Source organism: Candidatus Binataceae bacterium (genome assembly GCA_035508495.1).
In the GTDB taxonomy this organism is placed as follows: domain Bacteria; phylum Desulfobacterota; class Binatia; order Binatales; family Binataceae; genus JASHPB01.
In genome coordinates this window covers 1-23,845 of the sequence record DATJMX010000046.1, presented here as the reverse complement: position 1 = coordinate 23,845, position 23,845 = coordinate 1, and the positions used below count along the sequence as shown (strand labels likewise).

The following is a 23,845-nucleotide window of genomic DNA, read 5'->3' as shown; positions in this document are numbered from 1 at the left end:
ATGCAACTGAATTTGGATATCGCCCTGCCACGACTAAGGCAACAAAGGACTCACTAAATGCCGCAGGGCGAGTCACGCTGTCGTATCAACGTCGGAGATGCTAGCTTCTCGCGGCTGAGCGGATTTCTGTATGGCGCAGAGCTTTGGCGAACGGATTACTCCCTATCTCACCATTTGGACTGAGCCGCACGCGACGATTCGGCGAATTGTCGAAACCGATCCCGAGCGCAATGTGAAAGCGCTGGCGGCCCTGTCGCCCGCGCTCGCTGTGCTCGAGCGCGAGTGGATGACTGCGCTCGAGGGTCCGATGAGCGCCATCTGGCCCATCCGCGTGCTGTTCGAGGTTGTGATCGTTGCACTTTTCGGAATCGCTTTTCTCTACATCGACGCGCTGTTCATCACTTGGATTGCGCGAGCGTTGGGCGGAACCGGCGGGCCGCGCGAGACGCGCACTGCGCTGGCGTGGGGCAAGATCCCCGCGATCACCGCCTCAGCCGCGAGCATCCTCGCGCTGCTCTCGGGTGCGATGGCGCCACCCGAGATCGGAATCAACGGCCTGCCCAAGATGACGCCGCCTACCTTCGAGTTCGGTGGTATGCATACGGTGCTCGGGCTGTGGGGCTTCATTGTCGTACTGAAAGGGATTGGCGAGGTCCATCAGATTTCAGCGTGGCGCGCGCTTCTCGCCGAGCTGATCGTGCTCATCGCCTTCGCACTCGTGATTACCGGGATGCTCTTGGCGCTCTACGCGCTGATGCACGGCGCCCATCGCTGAGCCGCGCGTCAATCGACGTGCAGCCTTTCCGCGAGGCGCGAGAAGCGCTTGCGCTCGTCCTGGTTGCGGACCGCCTGCTGCAACGCGTTCTTGGTGCCGACCAAGACGCAGACCTTTTCCGCGCGTGTGATCGCCGTGTACAACAAGTTGCGCCGCAGCATCAGGTAGTGGCTCGAATGTATCGGCATCACCACCGCGCGGTACTGGCTGCCCTGGCTCTTGTGCACCGAGATCGCATAAGCGAGGCCGATCTCATCGAGCTCTGACACATCGTAGTCGGCGTGCGTTTCCTCGAACGCGATCGTAAGCCGCGCCTTTTCTGAATCTACCCGCACGATGCGCCCGATCGAGCCGTTGAACACGCCCTTGTCGTAATCGTTGCGAAGTTGGATGACGCGGTCGCCCTCGCGCAGGATGCGATCGCCCGCGCGCAACTCGTGGCCCGCCGGATTAAGCAGGTTCTGCAGCTCGCGATTCAGTATCTGCGTGCCGAGCGGGCCGCGATTCATCGGAGTCAGCACCTGGATATCGCGCGGATCGTTGACACCGAATCGCCCGATCAGGCGCTGGTGCACGAGCTGTTTGATCGTCGCGAGCACGTCGTCGGGCGCGTTGCGCTCGAAGAAAAAGAAATCGCCCTCGGGATCATTCGACAGCAGCGGAAATTCGCCGCGGTTCAGGCGATGCGCATTCGCGACGATCATGCTCTGGCGCGCCTGGCGATAGACCTCGCGCAGCGCGACAACAGGCAGCAGCTCCGATGCGATGATGTCCTTCAGCACGCTGCCCGGTCCGACCGACGGCAGCTGATCGCGATCGCCAACCAGCAGCAGGGAGCAATTCGGCATCAGCGCCGCGAGCAGGCTCGAAGCAAGCTCGATGTCCATCATCGAGGCTTCATCGACGATGACGAAGTTGGCTTTCAGCGGAAATTCCTTGCCGCGCACGAATCCCCCCGTCTCGGGCGCGTATTCGAGCAGGCGATGGATCGTCTTGGCGTCTCGCCCCGTGGCCTCCTGGAGCCGCCGCGCTGCACGTCCTGTGGGAGCAGCGAGAGTGGGCTTAAAGCCAACGTCGTCGAGCGCGGCGATAATCGACTTGAGCAGCGTGGTCTTGCCGGTGCCGGGACCGCCGGTGATCACGGTGACGCGGCTCTGCAGCGCCGTGCGCAGCGCCTGCACCTGCTCGCGCGAAAGATCGAGCTCGGTTGCCTTGAGCGCGGCTTCGACCGCACGATCGATGACGGGCTTCGCGATCGGCCGCGCCGCATCGAGTTCCTTGATTCGCGTCGCGACGCTGACTTCGGCTTCGTGGAGGCGCTTCAAATAAACGGCGGTGTGCTCTGACGCCTGCTCGACGAAGATTTCCCCCGCCTGCGCGAGTTCATCGACGGCGGCGCGCGCCAGTTCGGAATCCATTTCGAGCGCGCTCTCGAACTGCCCCGCCAGGTATTCGAGCGGCGCGTAAACATGGCCTTCGTCGGCCGAGCGCTCGAGCACGTAGAGAATCGCGGCGCGCGCGCGCTGAACGGAATTGCGCGGCACGCCGAGCTTCTCGCCGATCGCGTCAGCGGTGCGAAATCCAATCCCGTAAATCGTTCGCGCGAGCACGTAGGGATCGCGCCTTACGGTTTCAAGCGCGTCCTTGCCGTAGGTCTGATGGATGCGGCGCGCGTGCGCCGCGGCGATTCCATGACCGCGCAGGAAAACCGTGAGCTCGCGCAGCCCCGATGAATCACGCCACGCCGCCACGATTCGCGCTGCGACCACCGGGCCGATTCCCGGCACTTCGCGCATCCGCTCCGGCGCGGTGTCGAGCACCTCGCCGAGGCTTTCGCCAAAGAACTCCGCGATACGCCGCGCGAGGCTGGGGCCAACGCCATGAATTTCCGACGCGAGATAGCGCTCGAGCGCGACCGCGCCTGCGGGCCGAATCGTCTCGAAATCTACAACCTTGAACTGATCGCCGAAGCGCGGATGCCGTTCGACTCGGCCGCGCGCGCGAATCGTCGAGCCGACTTCGAGCATGCCGAAGTTGCCGACGATCGTGATCCGCCGCAACTCGATGCCCTGCCCCATCGACACGGCCGCAACGGAGTATCCGGTCTGCTCGTTGACGTAGAGCAGATGGTCGAGCGTGCCTTCGATCGTTTCTTCGGCGGTATGTATCGAGTCGTTCAAGTGGAGCGTCCGCGACTATCAAGAATTGCGAACGCGGCAGAAGGCGTAAAGAGCGCGCGCCGGATCCTTCAACAGCTGGTCAGACCTTGACCGTCTCCCACTTGCCGCCGTAGAAACGCAGCGTCTTCACGGTCGAGCGCACGGTATAGTCGGCGATTATCGACCACCAAATCCAGACGATATCGAAGTGGTTGTACCAGATGATGATCGTGAGAAAGAGCCGCATCCCGTAAAAGCCCGCGAGCGAGCCCCACAGCGGAAAGCGCGAATCGCCCGCACCACGCAACGCGCCGGTGATCGTCCAGTCTATCGCCATCAGAGGTTGGGCCGCGCCGAGCGCATACATGAACGCGACGGTGTAGAGGATGACCTGGTGATCGTCGATGAAGAGCGCGGCAATCTGGCGCGCGAACACGATAAACACCAAGCCCATCGCCGTCATCAGCACGACCGCCATCCCGGTCGATTCCCATCCCGCCTTGCGGGCGAAATGCGGATTCTCCGCGCCGAGACCTTGCCCGACGAGTGTAGCTGATGCCGAGGAGAATCCGAATCCCGGCAGGAACGAGAGTGCGAGAATCCTGACGCCGATGAAATACGCAGCGACTTCCTTGGCGCCGTAGCGCGCGACGAACGCGACGTAGGCGACGAAGCCGAACTGGATCACGAGCTGCTCGATCGCGGCCGGATTTCCGACGCGCAGGATGCGCCAGCCGAGATCGAGATCAGGCCACAGTGCACGCCACCGGAAGTTCAGCACCATGCTGTCGAACGACAGCGCCCAGAAGAAAAGCAGCCCGCCGATCGCGATCGCGATCAGCGTTGCAAAGGCGGAGCCATCGACGCCCAGCGCCGGCATCCCGAACTTGCCGAAAATCAACACGTAGTTAAGGAAGATTGCGAGCACGTCGATGAAGCCACCGATCCAGAGCGGCGTGCGGGTATCGCCCGCGCCGCGCAGCCCCGACGCGCACATCAGGAAGATGCCCTGGAACGGTTCGGAGAGCATCACCACTTGCAGATAACGCGCGCCCATCCGCGCCATCTCGCCTTTGACCTGGAAGAGGCCCATCAGCGGCGTCGCGAAAACGATCACGGGGATTGCGATGATCGTCGAGACCAGCACGCCGAAGATCACCGACTGCTTCAGCACCTCTTCGGCGTTATCGCGATCGTTGGCGCCCATGTAGCGCGCGACCAGCGCGATCGTGCCGGTTCCTACCGCGGCGATTCCCGCACGCACCGCGCCGAGAATTTGCGTCGCGAGTCCCACCGCGCCAACCGCCTCGGCGCCGAGCCGCCCCACCATCAGCATCGCGGCCAGGCCGAGTATCGAGTCGAGCGCGAATGACAGGATGACGGGCCAGGCCAGCGCCCACACTTCCGCGCGGATTCCCGACTCCGGCGGCAGCGCGACCGAGGTCGCGCGTTCGCCGCCTAAGTCCGGAACGGACTCGAGCATCTCGGACATGATTGTGAGCAGTTACTACAGTCCGAGGCGTGTCAGTCAAGACGCCTCGGCGCGGCGCGGCTTCGCGAGGCTACGCGCTCACGCAGCGTCGGCCCGTTCAGGCAATATCGCGGTACCCACAGCGACGCGCACCGGAAGAATCACAAGGCTCAGGCCGTAGAGCTGAAGCCAGTTCTGCAAGTCGAGGGCCGTGTGATTGTGCAGGAAGCGGCCGATGAAGCCCTCGACCTCGTCGGAAAAAATCAACTTGCCGGCAAAGAACACGACGTGCGGAAACTCGTGCGCGACTTCGAGGCAGAGGCGGCGCAGCTCCAGCACGACGTCGGGTGAAAGTCCCGCGCGCAGCTCCGGATGCAACCCCATGTCGGCGGAGAAGACGCAATACTCCTGCAGATCGTCGGCGAGCCGCTGCTCGAGTTCGCGAATCTCGGCGGGTCCTTTCAGCAGCGCCGAATCCACTTCGCCCACGCCGATGAACACGACGTTGCGGAACTCGCCGCGAAACAGTTGCGTCACCGTCATGAGCGTGGCGAGGCCGAGGCCGTTGAAGCCGCTGACAAGGATCGCGGCCGTCGGCGCGTCGGGATTGAACGGGCCAGCGGGAACTTTCTCGGCGCTGTAGAGCTTCGGCAAAATCGCCGCCTCGAGATGCTCGACGGCATTCGCGACGGCCTGGTAATGGCTCCGCACGGCGTAGCAGACAATGATAAGACCGCCAGTGATCAGGATCGTCACCCAGCCGCCTTCCTGGAACTTTAGCGTCGTCGTCAGCACGAGGATCGTCGCCGTAAAGACGCATCCGAGGCCGTTGACGAACAGCTTGCGCCGCCAGCGCTTGTCAGACTTGCGCTCCATAAACCAGTGCACGCTCATACCAAGCTGCGACAGCGTGAAGGTGATGAAAACGTTGATCGCGTAGAGCACGACCAGCAGATCGACCTTCGCATGCGTTCCGACCAGGATCAGAAACGAGGCAACCCCCATCGCGACGACGCCATCCTGCGTGACCAGGCGCGCGCTGAGATTGGAGAAGCGGCGCGGCAGCCAGCGATCGGTCGCCATCGTCGCGAGCACGCGCGGTCCGTCGATAAATCCGGTCTGCGCGGCGACGAACAGCAACGCGCCCTCGGTGATAAGCGTGAACACGACGAGGCCCCTTCCGATCGAGAGGCCGCCGATCTTCCACTGCCCCGCGATATGCGTGAAAAGGACCGCGTTCATCGTCTGGCCGGGTAGCGGATGCACCGCTTCGAGCAGATACGCGACCAGGATTCCGCCGGCGAGGAACGCCAGCGACACGGCCATGTAGATCATCGTGCGCTTGCCGGTGACGGTTCGAGGCTCGCGCAGGATCGGCAGACCGTTGCTGACGGCTTCGATACCGGTGTAGGTGCCGCCGCCCATGCTGTAGGCGCGGAAGAAAATCGCGGCCACGGCGATAAATCCCAGCGAGCCGATACTCGAATGCACCTCGCCGACCGCGTCGCGCATGATCGTGGGAAACTCAAACGCGCGGCTCAGCAGCGCGTATCCGACCAGCCACGCATGCATCACCACGAACATGATGAAGATTGGAAGCAGCGACAGCACCGATTCCTTGGCGCCGCGTAAATTCATCGCGACCATCAAGATGACGATCACCAGCGCGAAGACGAATTTGGCCGAATGCCATTCGAGCGGCAGGAAGCTGAATATCGCGTCCGCGCCACTCGCGATCGACATCGAGACTGTCAGCACGTAGTCCACGATCAACGCACTGCCCGAGACGAGACCGAAGTATGGGCCCAGCAAGCGCGTCGCAACCAGATAACCGCCGCCACCCGTCGGAAAAAGATCGATCGTCTGCGAGTACGACGCCGAGATGATGAAGACGGTAAGCGCCGTCATCATCGCAAGGAAGACTGCGAGATACTGGTGCTCGCCTAAGGCGCGGAAAGCCTCGTCAGGACCGTAGCAGGAAGAGCTCAGACCATCGGAGCCAAGGCCGACCCAAGCCAGGAACGCGACTAGTGAAATATGATGAAAGATTCCAGGGTCGCGCACGTCGCGCGGGGGTCCGATGAGTATCTGCGTTATGGTGCGCCGGCGGGGGCGCTGGGCGTCTGTGCGATTCTTTACTTGCATCAATCCAGCTCGCTCACAAGCGAGCTAGAATCTATGCATAATGCAATCCGGTCGCAAAGGAATCGTGCAAAATGCGTTAGACTGAATAGCTGGCGCGCTCCATGCCAAGCTGATAGCGCGCCGCGTCGATAACATTCTGCATCAACGCCAGCACGGTCATCGGCCCGGTGCCGCCCGGGTTCAGCGTGATCCACCCGGCGACATCCTTGACCGCCTCGAAGTCAACGTCGCCGACGAATTTTCCGGGACCGATGCGCCGAAAGCCCACATCGATCACGCACGCGCCCGGCTTGACCATGTCGGCGGTGATCAGAAACGGCTGGCCGGTATTGGCGCCGACACAGGGCACGAGGATATCGGCCTCGCGGCAGATGGCGGCGAGATCGCGCGTATGGCGATGGCACCAGGTCACGGTCGCGTTGCGCAGGCGTCCGCCGAGGATCATCGCCGTTGGCTTGCCGGCGATATCGCTGCGGCCGATCACGACCGCGCGCATCCCATCGACCGGCACCTTGTAATAATCGAGGAGAGTCAGCACTCCGCGCGGAGTGCATGGGATGAATGTCCCCCATTGCCCGCGATAGAACCCGCTGACGCTCGACGCCGCGACCGCATCGACGTCTTTGAAGGCGGCGATCGCGTCGAAGAGCCGAAACCGATCGACGTGTTCCGGAATCGGGAGCTGTAGCAGGATCCCGGTTGTCGCCTGGTCATGATTGAGCTGGCCTACCAGATCGAGCATCGAGGCCGTCGTTACTTCGCTCGCGGTGAGCTTGATCGTGCGGCTGTCGCATCCGAGATCGGCGGCGAAGCGCTGCTTGTTCTTGACGTATTGCCGCGAGGCGGGATCGTCGCCGACGAGCACCGCAACGAGAGAGGGCGTGTACTGATAGGTCTGCTTGAGCTCTTCGACGTGACGGCGCAGCTCGGGCATCAGAAGCGCACTGAGATGGCGCCCGTCCATTATAATTGCAGACATCGCCGACTCTCGATCGAGTATAGCACTCGACAGGATGGGGCAAGGCGCTGTGGAAAAAGCCACGCCCCTGTTGGCAGATCGTCAGCGAGTCGTCTCGTGACTGCAACTTTGGTTTGATATTTTTGTGGAGCCGATGAATGCGCCCAAGCGCACCGTCCTTTACGATCTTCACCTGAAACTCGGCGCGCGGATGACGGTTTTTGGTGGCTTCGAGATGCCCGTGCAGTACGTGGGCATCATCGATGAGCACGTTGCCGTGCGCACCAGTGCGGGAATCTTCGATCTGAGTCACATGGGCGAGTTCGAGGTGAGCGGACCGCACGCGCTGGAACTGCTCGAGCGAGCGTTCACCAACTCCGCCGCACGGCTGCGCGAAGGTCAGGCGCAGTACACGATCATGTGCGCGGAGGACGGCGGCACGCTCGACGATCTGATCGTGTACCGCCTCGGCCCTGAGCGCTACATGCTGTGCGTGAATGCGTCGAATATCGATAACGATCGCGAATGGCTGCTGGAGCTGAACGGCGGCCGCGCGCGGTTCGAAGATCAGAGCGACGCGACATCATTGATCGCGATCCAGGGACCGCAGGCCGTTGCGATTCTGGCAAAGCTCGCCGACTTTGCCATCGCGAACGTGCCGCGCTTCGGCTTCGCGTTCGCCAACGTTGCTGGCGCCCAGTGCCTCGCGGCGCGCACGGGGTACACAGGTGAGGACGGCTTCGAACTGTTCCTTAAAAATGACGGCACGCGCAAAGTGTTCGAGGCGCTGCTCGATTCCGGATCCGTCAAGCCGGTCGGACTCGGCGCGCGCGACACACTCAGACTTGAAGCATCACTTTCACTTTACGGGCACGAGCTGGACCGCTCGACGTCGCCGCTCGAAGCGGGCTTGCAGCCATTCGTGAAGCTGGGCCGAGCTTTCATCGGATCGAAAGCGCTCGAGGATCAGCATCAAAACGGAACTAAGAAACGTCTGGTAGGCATCAACACCGAGGACGGAAAAACCGTCGCACGCCAAGGCTACAAGCTGATTCGCGACGGCAACGAAATTGGAGTCGTAAGCAGCGGCACCTTCGCGCCGTGGATCGGACGCCCGATCGCGATGGCTTACGCATCGACGGGCAGCGGTTCGCCGAAGTATGCGCCCGGTGATCGCGTCGAGGTCGAGGTTCGCGCCCGGCGGGTGCCCGCCACGGTTGTGAAGATGCCTTTCTATCGCCGCGGCGACGCGCGCCTCGGCGCGCGCGGCGGGGTATGATCATTAGCGATTTTGCGATGGAGCTGATGCGGGCGGAGACGAGGATATTCAATGAGATTCATGCCACACACCGAGTCTGACGTCGCGGCGATGCTCAAGGTCGTCGGCGCCGGCAGCCTCGAGGATTTGATCGCGCACGTGCCTGCGGAGTTGCGCGCGACGGCGGCGATTGCGCTCGAGCGGGGGCGCACTGAAGCTGAAGTATCGCGTGAGATTTCCGCGCTGGCCGCGATGAACGCGGGCGCGCGCGATTTCACGAGCTTTCTCGGTGGTGGCTATTATCGCCACTACGTCCCGGCCGCCGTTCGCGCCGTTATCGCCCGCGCCGAGTTCGCCACCAGCTACACTCCCTACCAGGCCGAGGCGAGTCAGGGCACGACGCAGGCGATTTTTGAATTTCAGACGCTCATCGCGCAGCTCACCGCGATGGAAGTCGCGAACGCGAGTATGTACGACGGTGCCTCTGCCGCTGCCGAGGCTGTGCTGATGGCGCATCGCCTGCAACCGAAGCGGCGCATCGTCGCGATGTCGCGGGGGTTGTGGCCGGACTATCGCGCCACGATTCGCACGTATCTCAGCGCGCTCGGCGAAGTGGAAATCGTCGAGCTTCCTTTCGATCCCGCAAGCGGCACGACGAGCACGACCGCGCTCGAGGCGATCGCCAACGATCACCTGCTCTGCACCGTGATCGGATATCCAAACGCGTTCGGTATCGTCGAGCCGCTCGGCGCGCTGACAGCGATCGCGCATCGCGCAGGCGCGATAGCGATTTCGGCTACCGCGGAAGGTCTCGCGCTCGGGCTGCTGAAGCCTCCCGGAGATCTCGACATCGATATCGCAGTCGGCGAAGGACAAAGTTTTGGACTGCCGCTTCAGTTTGGCGGACCGGGGTTCGGCTTTCTCGCGGCGCATATGGTGAACGTTCGTCAGATGCCAGGACGGCTCGTCGGTCAGACTCACGATCGCGATGGACGCCGCGCATTCACGCTCACGCTCGCGACCCGCGAGCAGCACATCCGCCGCGAACGCGCCACGTCGAACATCTGCACTAACCATTCGCTGTGCGCTCTGGCCGCGACGGTTTATCTCTCGCTGATGGGTCGCACGGGGCTGCGCGATTTGGCGGAGCGCAACGTCGAGCTCGCGCATCAGGCGGCCGATACTCTGACCGCATCCGGACTCAAGCCGCTTTTCAACGCGCCGTTCTTCAACGAGTTCGTGATCAACGTTGACGGCGCCGCAGCCGCGCTGCGTGCCGCCGAGCAACACGGGATTCTCGCCGGCCTCGCGCTGGGACACGACTATCCCGAACTGGCAGGAAGCATCCTCGTCTCGGTGACCGAAATGAACGATGGGGACGACTTCAGCCGCCTCGCCGGCGCGCTTGCGGAGGTGCGCTGATGGCTACCGCAGGACGAATCGCGCGCATCGAGCCGGTCGCAGAGCCGCCGCATGAGCATCGGAGCGAGCCCGTCGCTGGCGTGCCGCTAATTTTCGAGCGCTCCTCCAGTGGCCGCCGCGGCGCCGACCTTCCGCAGCGTGCGGAAGGCACGGTGCGCGGCGCCGAAATTCTCGGGCGCGAGCTGTGCCGCGAGGACCTCGAAGGATTTCCCGAGCTGAGCGAGCCGCAGGTGCTGCGCCACTTTCTGCAACTGTCGCAGCTCAACTTTGGCCAGGCGCTCCAGTTCTATCCGCTCGGCTCGTGCACGATGAAGTACAATCCGGTGCTCAACGACGAGATGGCCTCGCTCGCCGGGTTCGCCGCGCTTCATCCCGCGACGCCGCCGCACCTGGCGCAGGGCGCGCTCGAATTGATGGAGCGGATGGAACGCGCGCTCGCCGAGATCACCGGAATGGACGCCGTCTCTCTCCATCCCGCCGCCGGTGCGCAAGGCGAGCTTTCCGGCCTCTTGATGGTGCGCGCGTATCACAAAAAGCGCGGAGCGCATCGACATAAAGTCATCATCCCCGATACGGCGCACGGCACCAACCCCGCGAGCTGCACGCTGGCGGGCTTCAAGGTGATAGTCGCCAAGTCGAACAAGCGCGGCTTCCTTGCGGCCGATGAAGTCCGCCGCCTCGTTGACGACGATGTCGCCGCGATGATGGTGACCAATCCCAACACGCTCGGGATCTTCGAGCCCGAGATTGGCGAGATCGCAAGCGTCCTGCACGAGCGCGGCGCCCTGCTCTATCTCGACGGCGCCAACATGAACGCTCTCCTCGGCGTGGCGAAGCCGGGGCACATGGGCGCCGATATCGTGCAGCTCAACCTGCACAAGACTTTCTCGACGCCGCATGGCGGCGGCGGTCCCGGCGCGGGTCCGATCGCCGTGAGGGCTCATCTCGAGCAGTTCCTGCCGATGCCACGGCTTAAGCGCACCCCGGCCGGCCTGGAATTCGACAGTGATCGCCCCGACGCGATTGGCAGGATGCGCTCGTATCACAACAACTTCGGCATGATCGTGCGCGCCTATGCGTTCATCCTGGCGCTCGGCGGCGACGGCCTCGCGCTGGCGAGCCGCCTTGCGATTCTCGGCGCCAATTACATCCGCAAGCGCCTCGAAGATCATTACCCCAGCGCGACGCGCGAACCTTCGATGCACGAGTGCGTGCTCACCCACGATCTCGAAAAGCGCGCCGACGTGAGCACGCTCGAAATCGCCAAGCGCCTGCTCGATTTCAAGATGCATCCGCCGACGATCTATTTTCCGCTGGTGGTGCCGGGGGCGCTGATGATCGAGCCGACCGAAACCGAGAGCCGCGAAATCCTCGACAGTTTTATCGATACGATGGAGCGGATTTACGAAGAGGCGCTGAGCGAGCCCGATCTGATCAAAACCGCGCCGCGCACCCTGGTCGTCTCGCGCGTCGATGAAGCCGAAGCCGCGCGCAAGCCGATCCTCAGATGGTGGCCTGAGAGCACGTAGGCGCCCTCGATTGTTGCCAACGCGGCTAGATCTGCGACGCGCGGAAGATCGCGAGCGCGCGCGCGTAATCCTCTGGCGTATTGACGTTGATGAAACTGCGCAACTGCGGGTCGATATTTCTGAGCTCCGCTGCGTCGACGCCGCGAACATTCAACTCGTCCAGTAGCGCAAGCATCCGCTTCTCGCCGCGTGCGATCAGTCCGGCAATCTTGCCAGCGGCGTCGCGGCGGTAGGCGGCGCACAATACCTGTTCGCGGCCGTCGACGAGCGGAATCGCCGCGTCATGATCGCCGATCAATTCGCAAAGCCTGGTTGCCAGCTCCGCTTTCATCAAGGGCAGATCGCATGAACACGCAAACGCGATCGCATTGGACGATGCGAGCAGTCCGCGGCGCAGTGCCTCGAGCGGACCGGCGAACTGCTCTTCGTCGTGAATCAGTTTTACGCCCGCCCGCTCGATGCCCGCGCCATCCGGTGCAACAACCACGATTATCTCGGCGAAACGCCGCGCGAGCTCGTGGGCGACGCGGCGCAGGATCGGGACGCCGCCGAAGTCGAGCTGAGCCTTGTCGGCGCCCATCCGCGAGCTGCGTCCACCAGCCAGCACGATCGCGCTCGCATTCATGAGGTGCAGCTAGGCCGCGCGCGCGTTCGCCGGCACGCGGTTGGCGCGCAGCTCGGTGCCAACGAGGCGCAGGACCTCGGGGTGATAAAGGAGCGCGAGATGCCCGGTGTGCTCGAGAATCTCGATTCGCCCGAACGCGAGCGGGCTCGTGAGCAACTTCATCGGCGCGGGCACGATCGGATCCTGATCGCCGAAGATCGCAAACTCGCGCGGACTGTATTGTATCGCCAGATAGGGCGCGCCCAGCGAGATAAAGCTGCGCACGCGGCTCCGCGGCGCGCCCGCGACGTAGGTCCGCGCGATCGTGCCGCCAAGGCTGTGTCCCACCAGATGCACGCCGCTGCCGTCGTCGCGTTCCTCGACGATTCGCGCGAGGCGCTCGGCCGAGTTCACAATCGGCTGCCGTCGCGGATACTCGAAGTACGCGATGTTGTCGAAGCCGGCCATCCGCAGGTAGATCGCAAGCCCGAGCAGATTGGCGCGGCTGCCGCCGAGGCCGTGAGCCAGGACGACAGGCTCGCTCGTCGGCATGAAGCCGAGCCGTTCGGCACGCTGCGCAAGCCAGTCGAGCGGATACGAGGCGAGGATGCCGCCCAGAGCGGCGAGTTCGGCCGCGATCGTTCGTGAGTTCATCGCACGTCGTCCTGGCTTGAAGCTAACCGCCACCAGCACGAGCGGCAAGGTCCGAGCGATTGCACATTGCGATGGACGGGGCGCAAAATCGCGGGCGCACGGGCCGCATGGGCGGCGCAATCCCCCTGGAGGTCGATAGCGATGAGCGAAGCCAAGGACGCGCGCAACCCCAGCCGCGGTTACTTCCGCGACAAGTCCGTCGTCGTCACCGGCGCCTCCAGCGGTATCGGCTATGACGTGGCGCTGGCGTTCGGCAGCCAGGGCGCCAACGTGGCCGTGCTCGCACGACGGCGGCTCCAACTCGAAGAACTCGCGCAGAAGATCAACGCGGCGGGCGGCAAAGCGCTCGCGCTCGATTGCGACGTGACCGATCGCGCGCGCGTGTTCTGGTCGATCGACCAGGCGCGGGAGGCGTTCGGCAAGGTCGATATCCTCATCAACTCCGCGGGACTGCTCATCACCGGCGCCGTCGAAGAAATGCCGCTCGCCGATCTCCAGCGCATGATGGACGTGAACGTTTACGGCGCACTCAACGCGATGCACGCCGTGCTGCCGCTGATGCGCAAGCAGAAGACGGGCAATATTGTGAATATCTCGTCGCTTGCGGGGCGGCGCGGCGTCAGCCCGATCGGCGGTTACAGCGCGACCAAGTTCGCGCTGGTCGGGATGACCGAGGCGCTGCGCGTCGAGCTCTTCGGCACCGGAGTACGCGTCTCGCTCGTGATGCCGGGAGTGATCGACACGCCGATGGGGCGCGGCGCGCTGCGTCACGAATCGATCAAGGGATTGCCGGCGATGATGGCGATGCCGGCGCGATGGGTAACTTGGGCGGTTCTCGCCGCGGCGGCATTTGGATTGACCGAGGTGGACGTTCCTCCGGGCGCCGCGGTCGCCGAAAAGCTCGCCTCGCTGTTCCCCGGCGTCACCGATGCGTTCATCAGCGTCGGAACTAAGATCCTGCGTACGGCATCCTCGATCATGGGCGGCGCGGACGACGAAGAACCGAAGAAATGACCGATAGTTAGCGACGAGCGACAATCCGAATTAGGTCGCGCGAGCCTGCGGCTCGCGCATGCCGACCGTGTATTCGGCGACCAACAGTTTTGCGGGATCGAGATCATGGAGCGGGATGCCCGCATCGGCAAACCAAACCGCGTTGCCGTGCAGCGGCGGCGGACCGCCGCTACTGCCGCCGCATGATGCCGCGCGGTCCCCTCATGTTCGCTCTCTTCGACCAGGTTTTCTAAATAGCAGCAAAAGTTAACCAGCGGATACTATTGATACGGCCCGGGGAGCGCAAGACGCGGCGGTGACTTTTAGTTAGCGTGGACGAGAAGATGGTTGCGGGTAACCCAGGCGATAGTGGCGCGCGGGGAAAAGAAACGCGGCGCCCTTGCGGGCGCCGCGTTGGTCAGACTCGAGCCAAGCGAATCTATCAGTGCGCGGGGCCTACGATCAGGCCGGTGGGCGCAGCCAGCGTTGTATTAGCGCCGCTCACGAACGAATTCGGTACGAGTTGTCCGCCCGCGCCAATCGCGCTCAGGTTGTACCTGGACAAGCTCGGCGATTCAGCATCACCGCCGTCGTTGGCGACGATAAGGAAGTTCAGCTTGGTATCGACCGAGACGCCGTTCGGGTCATCCAGGCTCGCGGTGCCACCAACTGCGTGCGGAACGATCGCCGCAACTGGCGTCGGAGCCGCTCCGGTCGTGGCCGCTGCAATCTGGGCCGCCGAGAACTCAACCACCGTTCCCTGACCAATCGTCGGCGTCGCCGCCGGAGCAGCCTGCGCTTGCAAAGCATCCGACGTTGGTTCGGCAGATGGCGCGAAATCCGGCTGTTCATTGGTCACAAACAGGTCGCCATTGCCGTCAAAGGACAATCCCCATGGCGCATTGAGACTGTCAGTTCCCTGTCCGGTCGTTACTGATGCGAAGTTGGCATCAGAGGTAATCGGGCCGGTCGACGCAGCCAGCGTTGCGGCGTCGAACTCCAGCAGACCAAAACCATTACCCGGCGTTGAGCCGTTGTTCGCGACCCACAAGTCACCGCTGGAGTCGAAGGCCATGCCCAACGGCATATCGAATTCGTCGTCATCGGTCAGCGTCAGGGTCGGCGTAACATTGCCAGGAGGTCCGGCCAACTGCGCTGCCGAGAATTCAAAAATCTCGTTGGCGCCGGTATCGCTCACCCAGAGATTTCCCTCCGAGTCGAAGACTGCGAATTGGGGAAAAACGAAATCATCCGTGGTGATGAACTGGGTTGGTGTGAGATTGAGAGTACCGCCGGGAGACGATAATTGCTTCGACGTGAATTCGAACACCAGAGCGGTACCGTCGTCCATTTGGTCACCGCCATCGATGACCCATAGATTCTTGTTTGAATCGAATAGCGTATCCTGGGGCGCGGTGAAGGTCGGCGCGACGGTACCCGTCGTGTTGGTTATGATTTTGCGCGGCGGGGTGTTCTTTGTGCCGACACCGAGTTGCCCCGATGTAAACTCGTCGACTTGCGCAGCAACTTGATCCGCGACCCATACGCCATCGCCCAGAAAGAAAAACGAATTGCTGCTGCCGCCGCATGACGCTGCGCCGAATGTCATCGCCACGCCGGCCGCCAGCAGAGCGCCACCCCACCATCGCGAGATCGCGCCCCTGCTCAGATCACTCCTCGACCACCTGGAATTGCCAGTCATTGTCCCCTCCTAAAAACTAAACCGTTGATGAAGAAAACGAACAGTCGGCATAATATTCATCATGAACGTTAATCGCAACGAAAAGCGCGCAGAAAAGTGACTGACGGTTAATCCCAAATGAACAACCAAAAGCCGCAACCTGAAAGGCGGGGCGTGCGATCCGACGGATATGCCGATTCCCGATTCAATTGTTTGTGTGAATCAATCATACTTTAGAGATTCGCCGATTAAACCGCATTTCTTCGGATGAGGATGCGATAGAGGGTCAAAAGTTAACCTACGAGGACCTTTGGCGAGAGCGATTCCTTAACAAATTGTAATCATTTCAAGGACAAGGAGACATCGCGTGGAAATCAATGGCATGGCGCACGTAATTCTTACCGTCAGCGATTTCGAGAAATGCTACGCATTCTACGAGAAACTGCTCGTTTTTCTCGGACTCAAACCGGTGATTCAAAGCGAAGAGATGCTCTATTGCGTCGGCGGAAGGACCGCAGTTGGAATTATGCGTTGCGACGAGCGGTATCGCGGTGAGAAATTTGTCCAGCGCCGCGTCGGGCTGCATCATGCATGCTTTCGCGCCCGCGAGCGCGCCGATGTCGACGAGGCGTATCGCTTCGTCCAGTCGCTCGGCGCGAAGATCGTGCATCCACCCGAGGAGGGTGCCTGGGCGCCGGGCTACTATTCAGTGCTGTTCGAGGACCCCGACGGTATCCGGCTCGAGATCAATCACGTCCCAGGCAAAGGCCTGCTCGCGTAACTGATTGTTAGCGACGTCCGAGCCCTCTGAAATCCTGCGCCCGTTATTTCACGGGAGGGGGTCGCCGGCGCGCCAAAGGCGCCGCGGTCAGGTGAGGGTTCTGGAAAGTTGAGTTACAGCGAAGAGCTAATTGAGGATCCTGAATTCGAGTGTGACTGACAGCTCGATGATCCTGCACCCTCACCTGGCTGGCGCGCGATTTCGCGCGTCAGCCACCCTCTCCCGTGACTTAACGGGAGAGGGTGCCTGAGGGATTCAGAGTCAGCATCAATAATAGTCGACCGGATCGATCTGGCGCTTGGCGCCGTACCAGAAGAGCATGTTCTCGGTGAGGCCCTGCCAGGTGAATTTGCCCGGCGGCAGGAGCAACCGCTTGAACATCGACTTCATCGAATAGAATTCCTTCGTGCAGCGCCACACACCTTCTTCGACTTCCTGCGGCGAGAGCCGCTTCGGCACGAACATGCAGCGGAAGTTGTTGGTGTAAAGGTCGGCGTCGGGAATGATGACGCGGCCCTCGGCTTCGAGCTGGGTGCGCATCGGCGTGCCCTTGCGCGGCGTCACGGTGTTGAAGAACGCCTCGGGCGCCCTCACCTCGTGCAGGAACTTGAGCGTGTCGTCGAAAATCTTCGGATGATCTTCCTCGAGGCCGAACAGGAAGTTCAGCGAATAGTAGATGCCGTATTTCTCCAGGCGCCCGAGCAGTTTCTTGTACTGGCCCGAGTGGTTCTGGATCTTGTTCATCGACAGTAGCGATTCCTGGCTGATCGATTCCACGCCGATATTGACGTGGAACACTCCCGCCTTGGCCGCGAGATCGAGCAGGTCTTCGTCGTGATTCGAGTTGACCGTCCACAGGCACGAGAAGCGAATGTTCAGCGGCTCGAGCGCCTTGAACAGCTCCTTGGCGAACTTGTGCTTGCCGGTGATCTGATCGTCGATGAACTGGAAGCGGCGAAAGCCCGTGATCTTTATTGTCTGCTTGATCTCTTCGACGATGTCGCCGATTGGGCGCGTGCGATACGAGCCTTCGTAGAAAACCGGGATCTCGCAGAACGAGCAGCGATAGGGGCATCCACGGCTGGCCTGGATCGGCACCGCCTTGAACATGTAGCGATTCAGCTTGAGCAGCTCGTGTCGCGGACGAGGCAGGTTCTTGAGATCGTGAACTTTGTCGGCCTTGTAAACCTGCTTGAGCTTGCCGTCGCGCCAATCCTGCAGAAGCTCGGGCCACACCAGGTCGGCCTCGCCCTGCACGACGGCGTCGCAGTGTCTGAGTGCTTCCTCAGTTTGAAGGGTCGCATGGAAACCGCCGAAAACCACGGGGATACCACGGCGGCGGAACTCGTCACCAAGCTTGTACGCACGCAGCGACGCGCCGATGGTCGTGGTCATGCCGACGAGATCCCATCCGCCATCCCAGTTGATGTCTTCGAGGCGCTCATCGCACAGCGTGACGTCGTATTCGTCGGGCGTGAGTCCTGCCATCAGAGGGATCATGAGACCCATAATGAGCCGCCATCGCGACTTGTGCGGAGTGCCGTCGAGGTGGACGGTGGTAGGTTGCACCAGCAGGATTTTGGGCTTTTTGCCTGTCATTCTTGTGATCCCTTCCCATCAAGCCCGGCCGGGCTGACCCGTCGGGCAGTAAGCCACATCAGGGCGAACGCGAATACGTAAGTACCGAAAGCGGTCCCCCAAGCGAACCACTCTAACCGATCGATTAGTGCCAATACCACAAGGATATAGGCGAAGTCGCGGCCGCTCCATCGGTCGACGGCGTCGAGCCACTTGGCGGCTTGGTCGCCACGAATCCGAAACGCGCGCCAGGTTGCGAACGCGCACATCGCGAAGCCGCCGAGCACCAACGGAATCAGGTAAAGGTACGCGCGGCTCATGCTCGCGCGATAGCATCCGAGGAAGAGGCCGATAAACAGCGCGACGTGTACGACGTTGTCGGTGAAAATATCGAGCTGGCCGCCAAACTTCGACTCCGACATCTGAAGGCGCGCAAGCTCGCCGTCGACGCCGTCGAGCGTGACGGAAAAGAGAAACAGAATTGATGCCAGGAGCCGGGTCCAGTAGCCCGGAATCGAAAAGAGCCAGGCCGTGCCGACGCCGAGGATCGTGTTGGCGATCGTCACCTGGTTGGGCGTGATCTTGGTCTGCGCGAGGCGATAGCTGATTTGCCACGAGAGCTTGCGATCGATGAGGCGTGCGAGAATCGCGTCTTTGGCGGCGGTTTCATTGCGCAGCTCACGCGCAAGGCGCAGCTCGGCCTCATCGCGATCCTCGAGGCGACCGTTCAGCGCAAACGGTAAAAGCGTCGATGAATCGCGGCGAATATCGTTGCCAAGGCCGCTGCCCTTCAGGATCTCGCCAATCGGGCCGACGGCGATTTCGCCGCCGCGATCGTAGTCCGTGGTTGAAGTGCGTACGACTGACGAAGGATTCGCGTCGGAGTCCGCAATAATCCGGGCCAGATGAGACTTGGCGAGGACGAGGTTTCCTGAAAGCGCGAGCGCGCGCGTCTCAGGCCCAAGGCCATCCTGTTTCAGCGCGTCGTCGGCCGAATCGACGAGGGTGATGTTTGCCCCATTCTTGAAGCGGCCGAGCGAACTCTGGATTTCATCGCGCTGCCCGGGAGCGACTTCGATAACGAAGCGCTTCACTCCGGCGCGCTCGCAATTGAGCATCAGGCGTTCGAGCAGCGGGCGGCCGAAAATGCTGTTATTTGCGCGGGAAGGGGCCGATATTAGCGCGGTTTCAATCAAATTTTGTCTTCACCTGACCGCCTGAGCGATCGGTCAATGGGGCACAAGGTAACATGCTCTTAAAGCGATAGCGAGTAGGTTTGCTTCTTCAAACGGCATCTTTTCATGAGCCGTTCTGCTGTAGCTGCCGTTGCATCTGCGCCACGAGCCCTTTGTACGAGCTGCTTTTCATCACAGCCTGAATCTGCGTCGTGACCGTGGCGGCAAGACTCTCGCCGTCGAGCATGATATCGGCCACACGCCATCGCCCGCCCTGCCGCTCGAGCACATAGTTGATGGAAACTGCCGATCCGTCGTCTCTTTTGACAGTGCTCGGCACAATTTCGTCCGTGCCCTTTGATGTCTCAGCGCCCAGTTTGATTTCGATTCCGCTGAAGAATTGTGCCGCGCGCGGGTATGCGACTTTTTCGAGCAATTGCGCTAGCAGCGCAACGAAGTGGCTGCGCTCCGCAGTATCGAGCTTGCTCCATTGCGCGCCGAGCGCCTGCTTGGCGAGCGTCCGAAGCGCGAGAGAGTCGTTGATCGACGCGATTATACTGGCGCGCGTTGATTGGTCAGTCGTGGTACGCAGCTTGCGTATGCCGTCGAGCATTTGCTCGACCGTCGCCCGCGCTGATGGCGGTGCTGCCGCATTCGATGCTGTTCGCGTTCCGATCAAAGCGACGATCACGAGCAGGGCTGTGAGCGGGCGGACAAGAATCGCGAGCGCTGAGCGCAAATGGGATCTCCGAAATGTTACGCGGGTGCGAAACGAGCGTTTTTTCTTAGATGCCTACGAAGCAGGAGTCAATGCAGCCGAGTTTTGCGGGACTGCGTCACCAATCCGTAATCCCATCCGTTATAGAGGCGGTGGGTCGCGGCTGGTACACTTTGAGGCGGCTGCTTGTAATGGTCAAAGGCCTGCTGTTCGACTTCGGCGGAACTCTGGACGGACCGACGCACTGGCTCGATCGATTCCTCGCACAGTATCGCGCGGCGGGAATAGAAATCGAACGCGCAGAGCTCGATCCGGCCTTCGATCACGCGACTAAAACCGGCTACGGCGCGACCAAGATCGTATCGCGCTTTGGCCTGACGGACCTGATTCGTTTTCTCGTCGGACATCAGATGGAGTTTCTGCGCGCGAACGGTCCCGAGCGGATTCGAACGATGATCGAGGGCGCTGACGGCAAAGGCCGGCATCGGATGGTCGAGCAGGTGACTTCATCGTTCGTGACCGAAACGAAAGCCGGAATGGCTGACAGCAGGCGCGCACTCGACAGCCTCGGGAACAAATTTGCGATGGGCGTTGTTTCAAATTTCTACGGTAACCTCGAAACGATCCTCGAGGATGGGGCAATCAGGAACTATTTTTCAGCGATCGCGGATTCGAGCCGCGTAAAGATCTTCAAGCCTGAGCCGGGAATTTTTCAGGCGGCTCTGAAGTCTCTCAGGTTATCGCCCGCTGATGCGGCGATGATCGGCGATTCGCTCGACAAGGATTGCAAACCGGCGCACCAGCTTGGGATGCGAACGGTGTGGTATCAGCCGCATCCCAATGGAATTGCCGATCGCGACGCTATCGCGGATTTCACGATCGCATCGCTCGAGGGTTTGAATCGGATCGCATGGTGAAGTGGTGATGAAGTTGCAGGGAGCGATCATAGCCGCAGGACGTGGCGAACGACTTCGCGCGTCGGGCGCCGATTTACCCAAGCCGCTGGTCGAGCTTGGCGGGGACACGATGCTCGCGCGGCAGGCGCGCGCGCTGCTCGACGCCGGCGCCTCGTCGGTGCTGGCGATCGTCAATTCGGAAACAGCGCGAATCGCCGATGAGCTGAAACTGCCGGTGCCGCCAAGCGTCAAAGTCGTCGTGCGCGATACCGCCAATTCGATGGAGACGATGCTCACGCTCGGCGAATTTATCGAGCCGGGATGGTTCATCGCAGCGACCGTCGATGCGATCGTGCCGCAAGCGGAAATGTCGCGCTTCGTGCGCGAGGCGCAACGGAAAATTGCGTCGTGCGGCGACCAACGTATCGCAGGCGCGCTCGCTGTCACGCAATGGCGTGGCGATCGCAAACCCCTGTTCGCAAATGTCAATCAAGGAGGCTTGATCACCCACCTCGGCAGCGAGCAAAATCTTTTCGTTACGGCGGGGCTGTACTTCCTGCACACTCGGATATTCGATTTGGCGGGCGACGCGCGGCGCGCCGGCCTCGATGCACTCCGTCGATTTCTGGCTTTGCTGATCGACAATCAGATGAATCTCCACGCGATCGAAATTGAGGGCGCGATCGACGTGGACGAGCTGAACGATCTCGACGCCGCACGCCGCGCAATACGGAGCATTCAATGAGCTACCGTGCTTTGGGAGTTTATAGAGAGCCCGAATTTTCCCCGGGCAAGGTCGAAGCCGACGCCGCCATTCTCGACGGCGCGCTGGCCGAGCTTGCCCGTGAAGGATTCGAAACGTCCGCCATCGACGCGCAGAGCTTCGGCGACGGCGTGCCGGTTGAAGCCGATCTGATCCTCGCGATGTGCCAGGGCGAGCGTCCGCTGAAGCGCCTCGCCGAGGTCGAGCAGGCCGGAGCCGTCACGATGAATTCAGCGCTTGCGATCCGCAACTGCTATCGCGATCTGCTCGCGCCGGGTCTGCAACACGCTGGAGTTCCAGCGCCCGCGGGTGCGCTCGTGTCGACCGGAGAGCCGCTCGACCTGCGCCGCCTGCTCGGGATGGATCTGAGCGGCGGGATGTTCGTCAAGCGCGGCGATCTGCATGCACTCGGCAACGAGGACGTGCAGCGCGTGGTCGGCCGCAATCAGCTCGAATCGGTGTTGAATGGTTTCGCCGAGCGCGGCGTGCGCTTCGCCTATCTCCAGCAGGAAGCGCTCGGCAACGTCGTGAAGTTCTACGGCGTCAGCGGCGGAACATTTTTCTCGGCGCTGCCCGAGCAAGATGAGATCCCCGAAGCCGCTGTGCGCGAACTGTCTGATGCCGCTTCACGCGCGGCCTTGGCGCTGGGCCTCGAGGCCTGGGGCGGCGACGCGGTCTTGAGTGGCGATCGCTTTGCGATTATCGATTTTAACGACTGGCCAAGTTTCAGCCGGGTCCGCGCGCAAGCTGCGCGCGCGATCGCACGGCGCGCGATGGCGCTCATGAACCGCACGCGATAATCGCCAGTCTAAACGAGGAAGGAACATCCACTCCGCACCTGATGTCTAAAGGTAAGCTGCCGACTATCACGACTCCGGTTCCAGGACCCAAGTCACAGGAAATCTTCGCTGACGAACAGGCCCATATCGCGCCCGGCCGCCAGCGTATCTCGCTGCTCGCCGGCGTCGCCTTCGATCACGGCGAAGGCGCGACGCTGACCGACGCCGACGGCAACACCTACGTCGATTTTTTCGCCGGTGTCGCAGTCGCCAGCCTCGGCCATGCCCATCCGGGATACGCCAAGGCGATCGGCGATCAGGTCGCGCGCCTCAATGTAGGAACATTCGCCACCAAGGAGCGTGCTGAAGCGTTCAAGCTGCTCGGCGAAGTTGCGCCGAGCAACCTGAAGCGCGCGCATCTTTACAGCGGCGGTGCGGAGGCGGTCGAAGCGGCTCTGCGCCTTGCGCGATCCGCCACCAAGAAGCATGAGGTCGTGAGCTTCTGGGGCGGCTTCCACGGCAAGACTTACGGCGTGATGGGACTGATCGGCGACGAATCGAAGCAGGGCTACGGTCCGCTGCCCGGCGGACGTTACCAGGTACCGTACGCCGATTGTTATCGATGCCCCTTCAAGTTGAAGCATCCGTCGTGCGGACTGGCGTGCGTCGATTTCGCGCGCGAGCAGGTGAAGAACAGCTCGGCCGGCGAAGTCGCGGCCGTCCTCGTGGAGCCGATGCAGGGAACGGCCGGCAACGTGATTCCGCCCGAGGATTGGCTGCCTGCGATCAAGTCGATGGCAAAAGACCTCGGCGCGATGCTAATCGCCGACGAAATGATCACCGGCTTCGGCCGCACCGGAAAGATGTGGGGCGTCGAGCACAGCGGCGTCGATCCCGATATCGTCACCGTCGGCAAGGGCATGGGCTCGGGCTTCCCGGTATCGGGCGTGCTGCTGAGCGACGAGCTCGGCAAGGCCGAGCCGTTCGGCAAGCCGAGCGCGTCGTCGTCGAGCTACGGTGGAAACCCGCTCGCGGCAGTTGCCGTGTCGGAAACGATCAAGACGATTCGCAAGGAGAAGCTGGTCGACAATTCGCGCACGGTCGGCGACAAGATGCTCAGGCGGCTGCGCGAGTTCGTTGAGAAATACGAATTCGTCGGCGACGTGCGCGGCAAGGGGTTGATGATCGGCCTCGATCTCGTGCGCGATCGCGACAGCAAGCAGCTCCTCAACAAGAAGGTGACGGAGCACATCTTCCTGGAGTGCCTGAAGCGCGGCCTCGTCTCGATGAGCTACTTCCCGCGCATCCGGATCAATCCGCCGCTGGTGATCACAGAAGAACAAGCCGACGCCGGCGTGGATATCCTCGACGAGGTGTTCTCCGAGGTAGCCGACCACATAGACTGGCGCGCCGCATGAAATCCCTCGCCCGTTATTTCACGGGAGGGGGATTTCGGAAGCGAAAGAGTTACTGAGCCACAATGAATGAAAACGGAAACGCGGCGTT

20 protein-coding genes are annotated in these 23,845 nt (G+C 62.0%); 10 read left to right on the top strand and 10 right to left on the bottom strand.

The genetic code is table 11. From position 1 onward, the window contains the following. Nucleotides 1-130 precede the first annotated feature (130 nt). Nucleotides 131-775, top strand: a complete 645-nt coding sequence (locus VMA09_15120; protein ID HUA34938.1) for a YIP1 family protein — start codon at nt 131-133, stop codon at nt 773-775. Between the two features lie 8 nt (nt 776-783). Here the strand turns inward: VMA09_15120 and VMA09_15115 are convergent, their stop codons facing one another. The 4 genes from VMA09_15115 to VMA09_15100 all read right to left on the bottom strand — a co-directional run bounded on the left by VMA09_15115 (nt 784) and on the right by VMA09_15100 (nt 7,529). Then, nucleotides 784-2,955, bottom strand: a complete 2,172-nt coding sequence (locus VMA09_15115) for an ATP-dependent RecD-like DNA helicase (GenBank protein ID HUA34937.1) — start codon at nt 2,953-2,955, stop codon at nt 784-786. 79 nt (nt 2,956-3,034) lie between these two features. Further along, the gene (locus VMA09_15110) at nt 3,035-4,426 is read right to left on the bottom strand and encodes an MATE family efflux transporter (protein HUA34936.1); all 1,392 of its coding nucleotides are present in this window, start codon (nt 4,424-4,426) and stop codon (nt 3,035-3,037) included. Between the two features lie 78 nt (nt 4,427-4,504). After that, nucleotides 4,505-6,550, bottom strand: a complete 2,046-nt coding sequence (locus tag VMA09_15105) for an APC family permease (GenBank protein ID HUA34935.1) — start codon at nt 6,548-6,550, stop codon at nt 4,505-4,507. A gap of 76 nt (nt 6,551-6,626) precedes the next feature. After that, a complete protein-coding gene (locus VMA09_15100; protein ID HUA34934.1) occupies nt 6,627-7,529 on the bottom strand; it encodes a bifunctional 5,10-methylenetetrahydrofolate dehydrogenase/5,10-methenyltetrahydrofolate cyclohydrolase in 903 nt (300 codons plus the stop codon). A 133-nt stretch (nt 7,530-7,662) separates the two neighbouring features. Here VMA09_15100 and gcvT point away from each other — a divergent pair, with 133 nt between their 5' ends. Genes gcvT through gcvPB form a run of 3 tightly spaced genes read left to right on the top strand, consistent with a single transcriptional unit; the run spans nt 7,663 to nt 11,717 of the window. After that, entirely contained in the window at nt 7,663-8,787 is a 1,125-nt protein-coding gene (gcvT, locus tag VMA09_15095; protein ID HUA34933.1) for a glycine cleavage system aminomethyltransferase GcvT, read from the top strand. Nucleotides 8,788-8,838: 51 nt separating this feature from the next. Beyond that, nucleotides 8,839-10,188 (top strand): aminomethyl-transferring glycine dehydrogenase subunit GcvPA, encoded by a 1,350-nt coding sequence (gene gcvPA, locus VMA09_15090; protein ID HUA34932.1) that lies wholly within the window; start codon nt 8,839-8,841, stop codon nt 10,186-10,188. Beyond that, nucleotides 10,188-11,717 (top strand): aminomethyl-transferring glycine dehydrogenase subunit GcvPB, encoded by a 1,530-nt coding sequence (gcvPB, locus tag VMA09_15085; GenBank protein HUA34931.1) that lies wholly within the window; start codon nt 10,188-10,190, stop codon nt 11,715-11,717. Before gcvPA ends, gcvPB begins: the two co-directional genes overlap by 1 nt. Nucleotides 11,718-11,742: 25 nt before the next feature. Here the strand turns inward: gcvPB and VMA09_15080 are convergent, their stop codons facing one another. Both VMA09_15080 and VMA09_15075 read right to left on the bottom strand, forming a co-directional pair. Then, nucleotides 11,743-12,342, bottom strand: coding sequence for a molybdenum cofactor guanylyltransferase (locus tag VMA09_15080; protein ID HUA34930.1), 600 nt, complete (start codon nt 12,340-12,342; stop codon nt 11,743-11,745). Between the two features lie 9 nt (nt 12,343-12,351). Beyond that, nucleotides 12,352-12,975 (bottom strand): alpha/beta fold hydrolase, encoded by a 624-nt coding sequence (locus VMA09_15075; protein HUA34929.1) that lies wholly within the window; start codon nt 12,973-12,975, stop codon nt 12,352-12,354. Between the two features lie 141 nt (nt 12,976-13,116). Here VMA09_15075 and VMA09_15070 point away from each other — a divergent pair, with 141 nt between their 5' ends. Further along, complete coding sequence (locus tag VMA09_15070) at nt 13,117-13,989, top strand: SDR family oxidoreductase (protein HUA34928.1); 873 nt, start codon at nt 13,117-13,119, stop codon at nt 13,987-13,989. A gap of 421 nt (nt 13,990-14,410) precedes the next feature. Here VMA09_15070 and VMA09_15065 read toward each other — a convergent pair whose 3' ends face one another. Next, nucleotides 14,411-15,583: a hypothetical protein gene (locus tag VMA09_15065; protein HUA34927.1), complete on the bottom strand. Its 1,173-nt coding sequence runs from the start codon at nt 15,581-15,583 to the stop codon at nt 14,411-14,413. A 433-nt stretch (nt 15,584-16,016) separates the two neighbouring features. On the opposite strand from VMA09_15065, the gene VMA09_15060 reads away from it, so the two are divergent. Then, nucleotides 16,017-16,430 (top strand): VOC family protein, encoded by a 414-nt coding sequence (locus tag VMA09_15060; GenBank protein HUA34926.1) that lies wholly within the window; start codon nt 16,017-16,019, stop codon nt 16,428-16,430. A 267-nt stretch (nt 16,431-16,697) separates the two neighbouring features. On the opposite strand, the gene VMA09_15055 is transcribed toward VMA09_15060, so the two are convergent. From VMA09_15055 to VMA09_15045, 3 genes are all read right to left on the bottom strand, one after another. Beyond that, a complete protein-coding gene (locus tag VMA09_15055; protein HUA34925.1) occupies nt 16,698-18,029 on the bottom strand; it encodes a radical SAM protein in 1,332 nt (443 codons plus the stop codon). Then, nucleotides 18,026-19,126: a CDP-alcohol phosphatidyltransferase family protein gene (locus tag VMA09_15050; GenBank protein HUA34924.1), complete on the bottom strand. Its 1,101-nt coding sequence runs from the start codon at nt 19,124-19,126 to the stop codon at nt 18,026-18,028. Before VMA09_15050 ends, VMA09_15055 begins: the two co-directional genes overlap by 4 nt. Nucleotides 19,127-19,307: 181 nt before the next feature. Continuing rightward, nucleotides 19,308-19,796, bottom strand: coding sequence for an ABC transporter substrate-binding protein (locus tag VMA09_15045; GenBank protein HUA34923.1), 489 nt, complete (start codon nt 19,794-19,796; stop codon nt 19,308-19,310). A gap of 296 nt (nt 19,797-20,092) precedes the next feature. Here VMA09_15045 and VMA09_15040 point away from each other — a divergent pair, with 296 nt between their 5' ends. Genes VMA09_15040 through VMA09_15025 form a run of 4 tightly spaced genes read left to right on the top strand, consistent with a single transcriptional unit; the run spans nt 20,093 to nt 23,757 of the window. Next, nucleotides 20,093-20,818, top strand: a complete 726-nt coding sequence (locus VMA09_15040; GenBank protein HUA34922.1) for an HAD family hydrolase — start codon at nt 20,093-20,095, stop codon at nt 20,816-20,818. Nucleotides 20,819-20,825: 7 nt separating this feature from the next. After that, nucleotides 20,826-21,542 carry an NTP transferase domain-containing protein gene (locus VMA09_15035; GenBank protein ID HUA34921.1) on the top strand — a complete coding sequence of 239 codons (717 nt, stop codon included), beginning with the start codon at nt 20,826-20,828 and terminating at the stop codon, nt 21,540-21,542. After that, complete coding sequence (locus VMA09_15030) at nt 21,539-22,360, top strand: hypothetical protein (protein HUA34920.1); 822 nt, start codon at nt 21,539-21,541, stop codon at nt 22,358-22,360. Before VMA09_15035 ends, VMA09_15030 begins: the two co-directional genes overlap by 4 nt. Nucleotides 22,361-22,401: 41 nt before the next feature. After that, nucleotides 22,402-23,757, top strand: a complete 1,356-nt coding sequence (locus VMA09_15025; protein HUA34919.1) for an aspartate aminotransferase family protein — start codon at nt 22,402-22,404, stop codon at nt 23,755-23,757. Nucleotides 23,758-23,845 lie beyond the last annotated feature (88 nt).

What these genes read in the sequence shown, in the direction of transcription:
- VMA09_15080 (HUA34930.1), bottom strand. Translation starts at nt 12,342, where the DNA reads ATGAATGCGAGCGCGATCGTGCTGGCTGGTGGACGCAGCTCGCGGATG.
- VMA09_15070 (HUA34928.1), top strand. Translation starts at nt 13,117, where the DNA reads ATGAGCGAAGCCAAGGACGCGCGCAACCCCAGCCGCGGTTACTTCCGC.
- VMA09_15105 (HUA34935.1), bottom strand. Translation starts at nt 6,550, where the DNA reads ATGCAAGTAAAGAATCGCACAGACGCCCAGCGCCCCCGCCGGCGCACC.
- VMA09_15075 (HUA34929.1), bottom strand. Translation starts at nt 12,975, where the DNA reads ATGAACTCACGAACGATCGCGGCCGAACTCGCCGCTCTGGGCGGCATC.
- VMA09_15110 (HUA34936.1), bottom strand. Translation starts at nt 4,426, where the DNA reads ATGTCCGAGATGCTCGAGTCCGTTCCGGACTTAGGCGGCGAACGCGCG.
- VMA09_15025 (HUA34919.1), top strand. Translation starts at nt 22,402, where the DNA reads ATGTCTAAAGGTAAGCTGCCGACTATCACGACTCCGGTTCCAGGACCC.
- VMA09_15050 (HUA34924.1), bottom strand. Translation starts at nt 19,126, where the DNA reads ATGCTCAATTGCGAGCGCGCCGGAGTGAAGCGCTTCGTTATCGAAGTC.
- gcvT (HUA34933.1), top strand. Translation starts at nt 7,663, where the DNA reads ATGAATGCGCCCAAGCGCACCGTCCTTTACGATCTTCACCTGAAACTC.
- VMA09_15120 (HUA34938.1), top strand. Translation starts at nt 131, where the DNA reads ATGGCGCAGAGCTTTGGCGAACGGATTACTCCCTATCTCACCATTTGG.
- VMA09_15035 (HUA34921.1), top strand. Translation starts at nt 20,826, where the DNA reads ATGAAGTTGCAGGGAGCGATCATAGCCGCAGGACGTGGCGAACGACTT.
- VMA09_15040 (HUA34922.1), top strand. Translation starts at nt 20,093, where the DNA reads ATGGTCAAAGGCCTGCTGTTCGACTTCGGCGGAACTCTGGACGGACCG.
- gcvPB (HUA34931.1), top strand. Translation starts at nt 10,188, where the DNA reads ATGGCTACCGCAGGACGAATCGCGCGCATCGAGCCGGTCGCAGAGCCG.
- VMA09_15100 (HUA34934.1), bottom strand. Translation starts at nt 7,529, where the DNA reads ATGTCTGCAATTATAATGGACGGGCGCCATCTCAGTGCGCTTCTGATG.
- VMA09_15030 (HUA34920.1), top strand. Translation starts at nt 21,539, where the DNA reads ATGAGCTACCGTGCTTTGGGAGTTTATAGAGAGCCCGAATTTTCCCCG.
- gcvPA (HUA34932.1), top strand. Translation starts at nt 8,839, where the DNA reads ATGAGATTCATGCCACACACCGAGTCTGACGTCGCGGCGATGCTCAAG.
- VMA09_15045 (HUA34923.1), bottom strand. Translation starts at nt 19,796, where the DNA reads ATGCTCGACGGCATACGCAAGCTGCGTACCACGACTGACCAATCAACG.
- VMA09_15055 (HUA34925.1), bottom strand. Translation starts at nt 18,029, where the DNA reads ATGACAGGCAAAAAGCCCAAAATCCTGCTGGTGCAACCTACCACCGTC.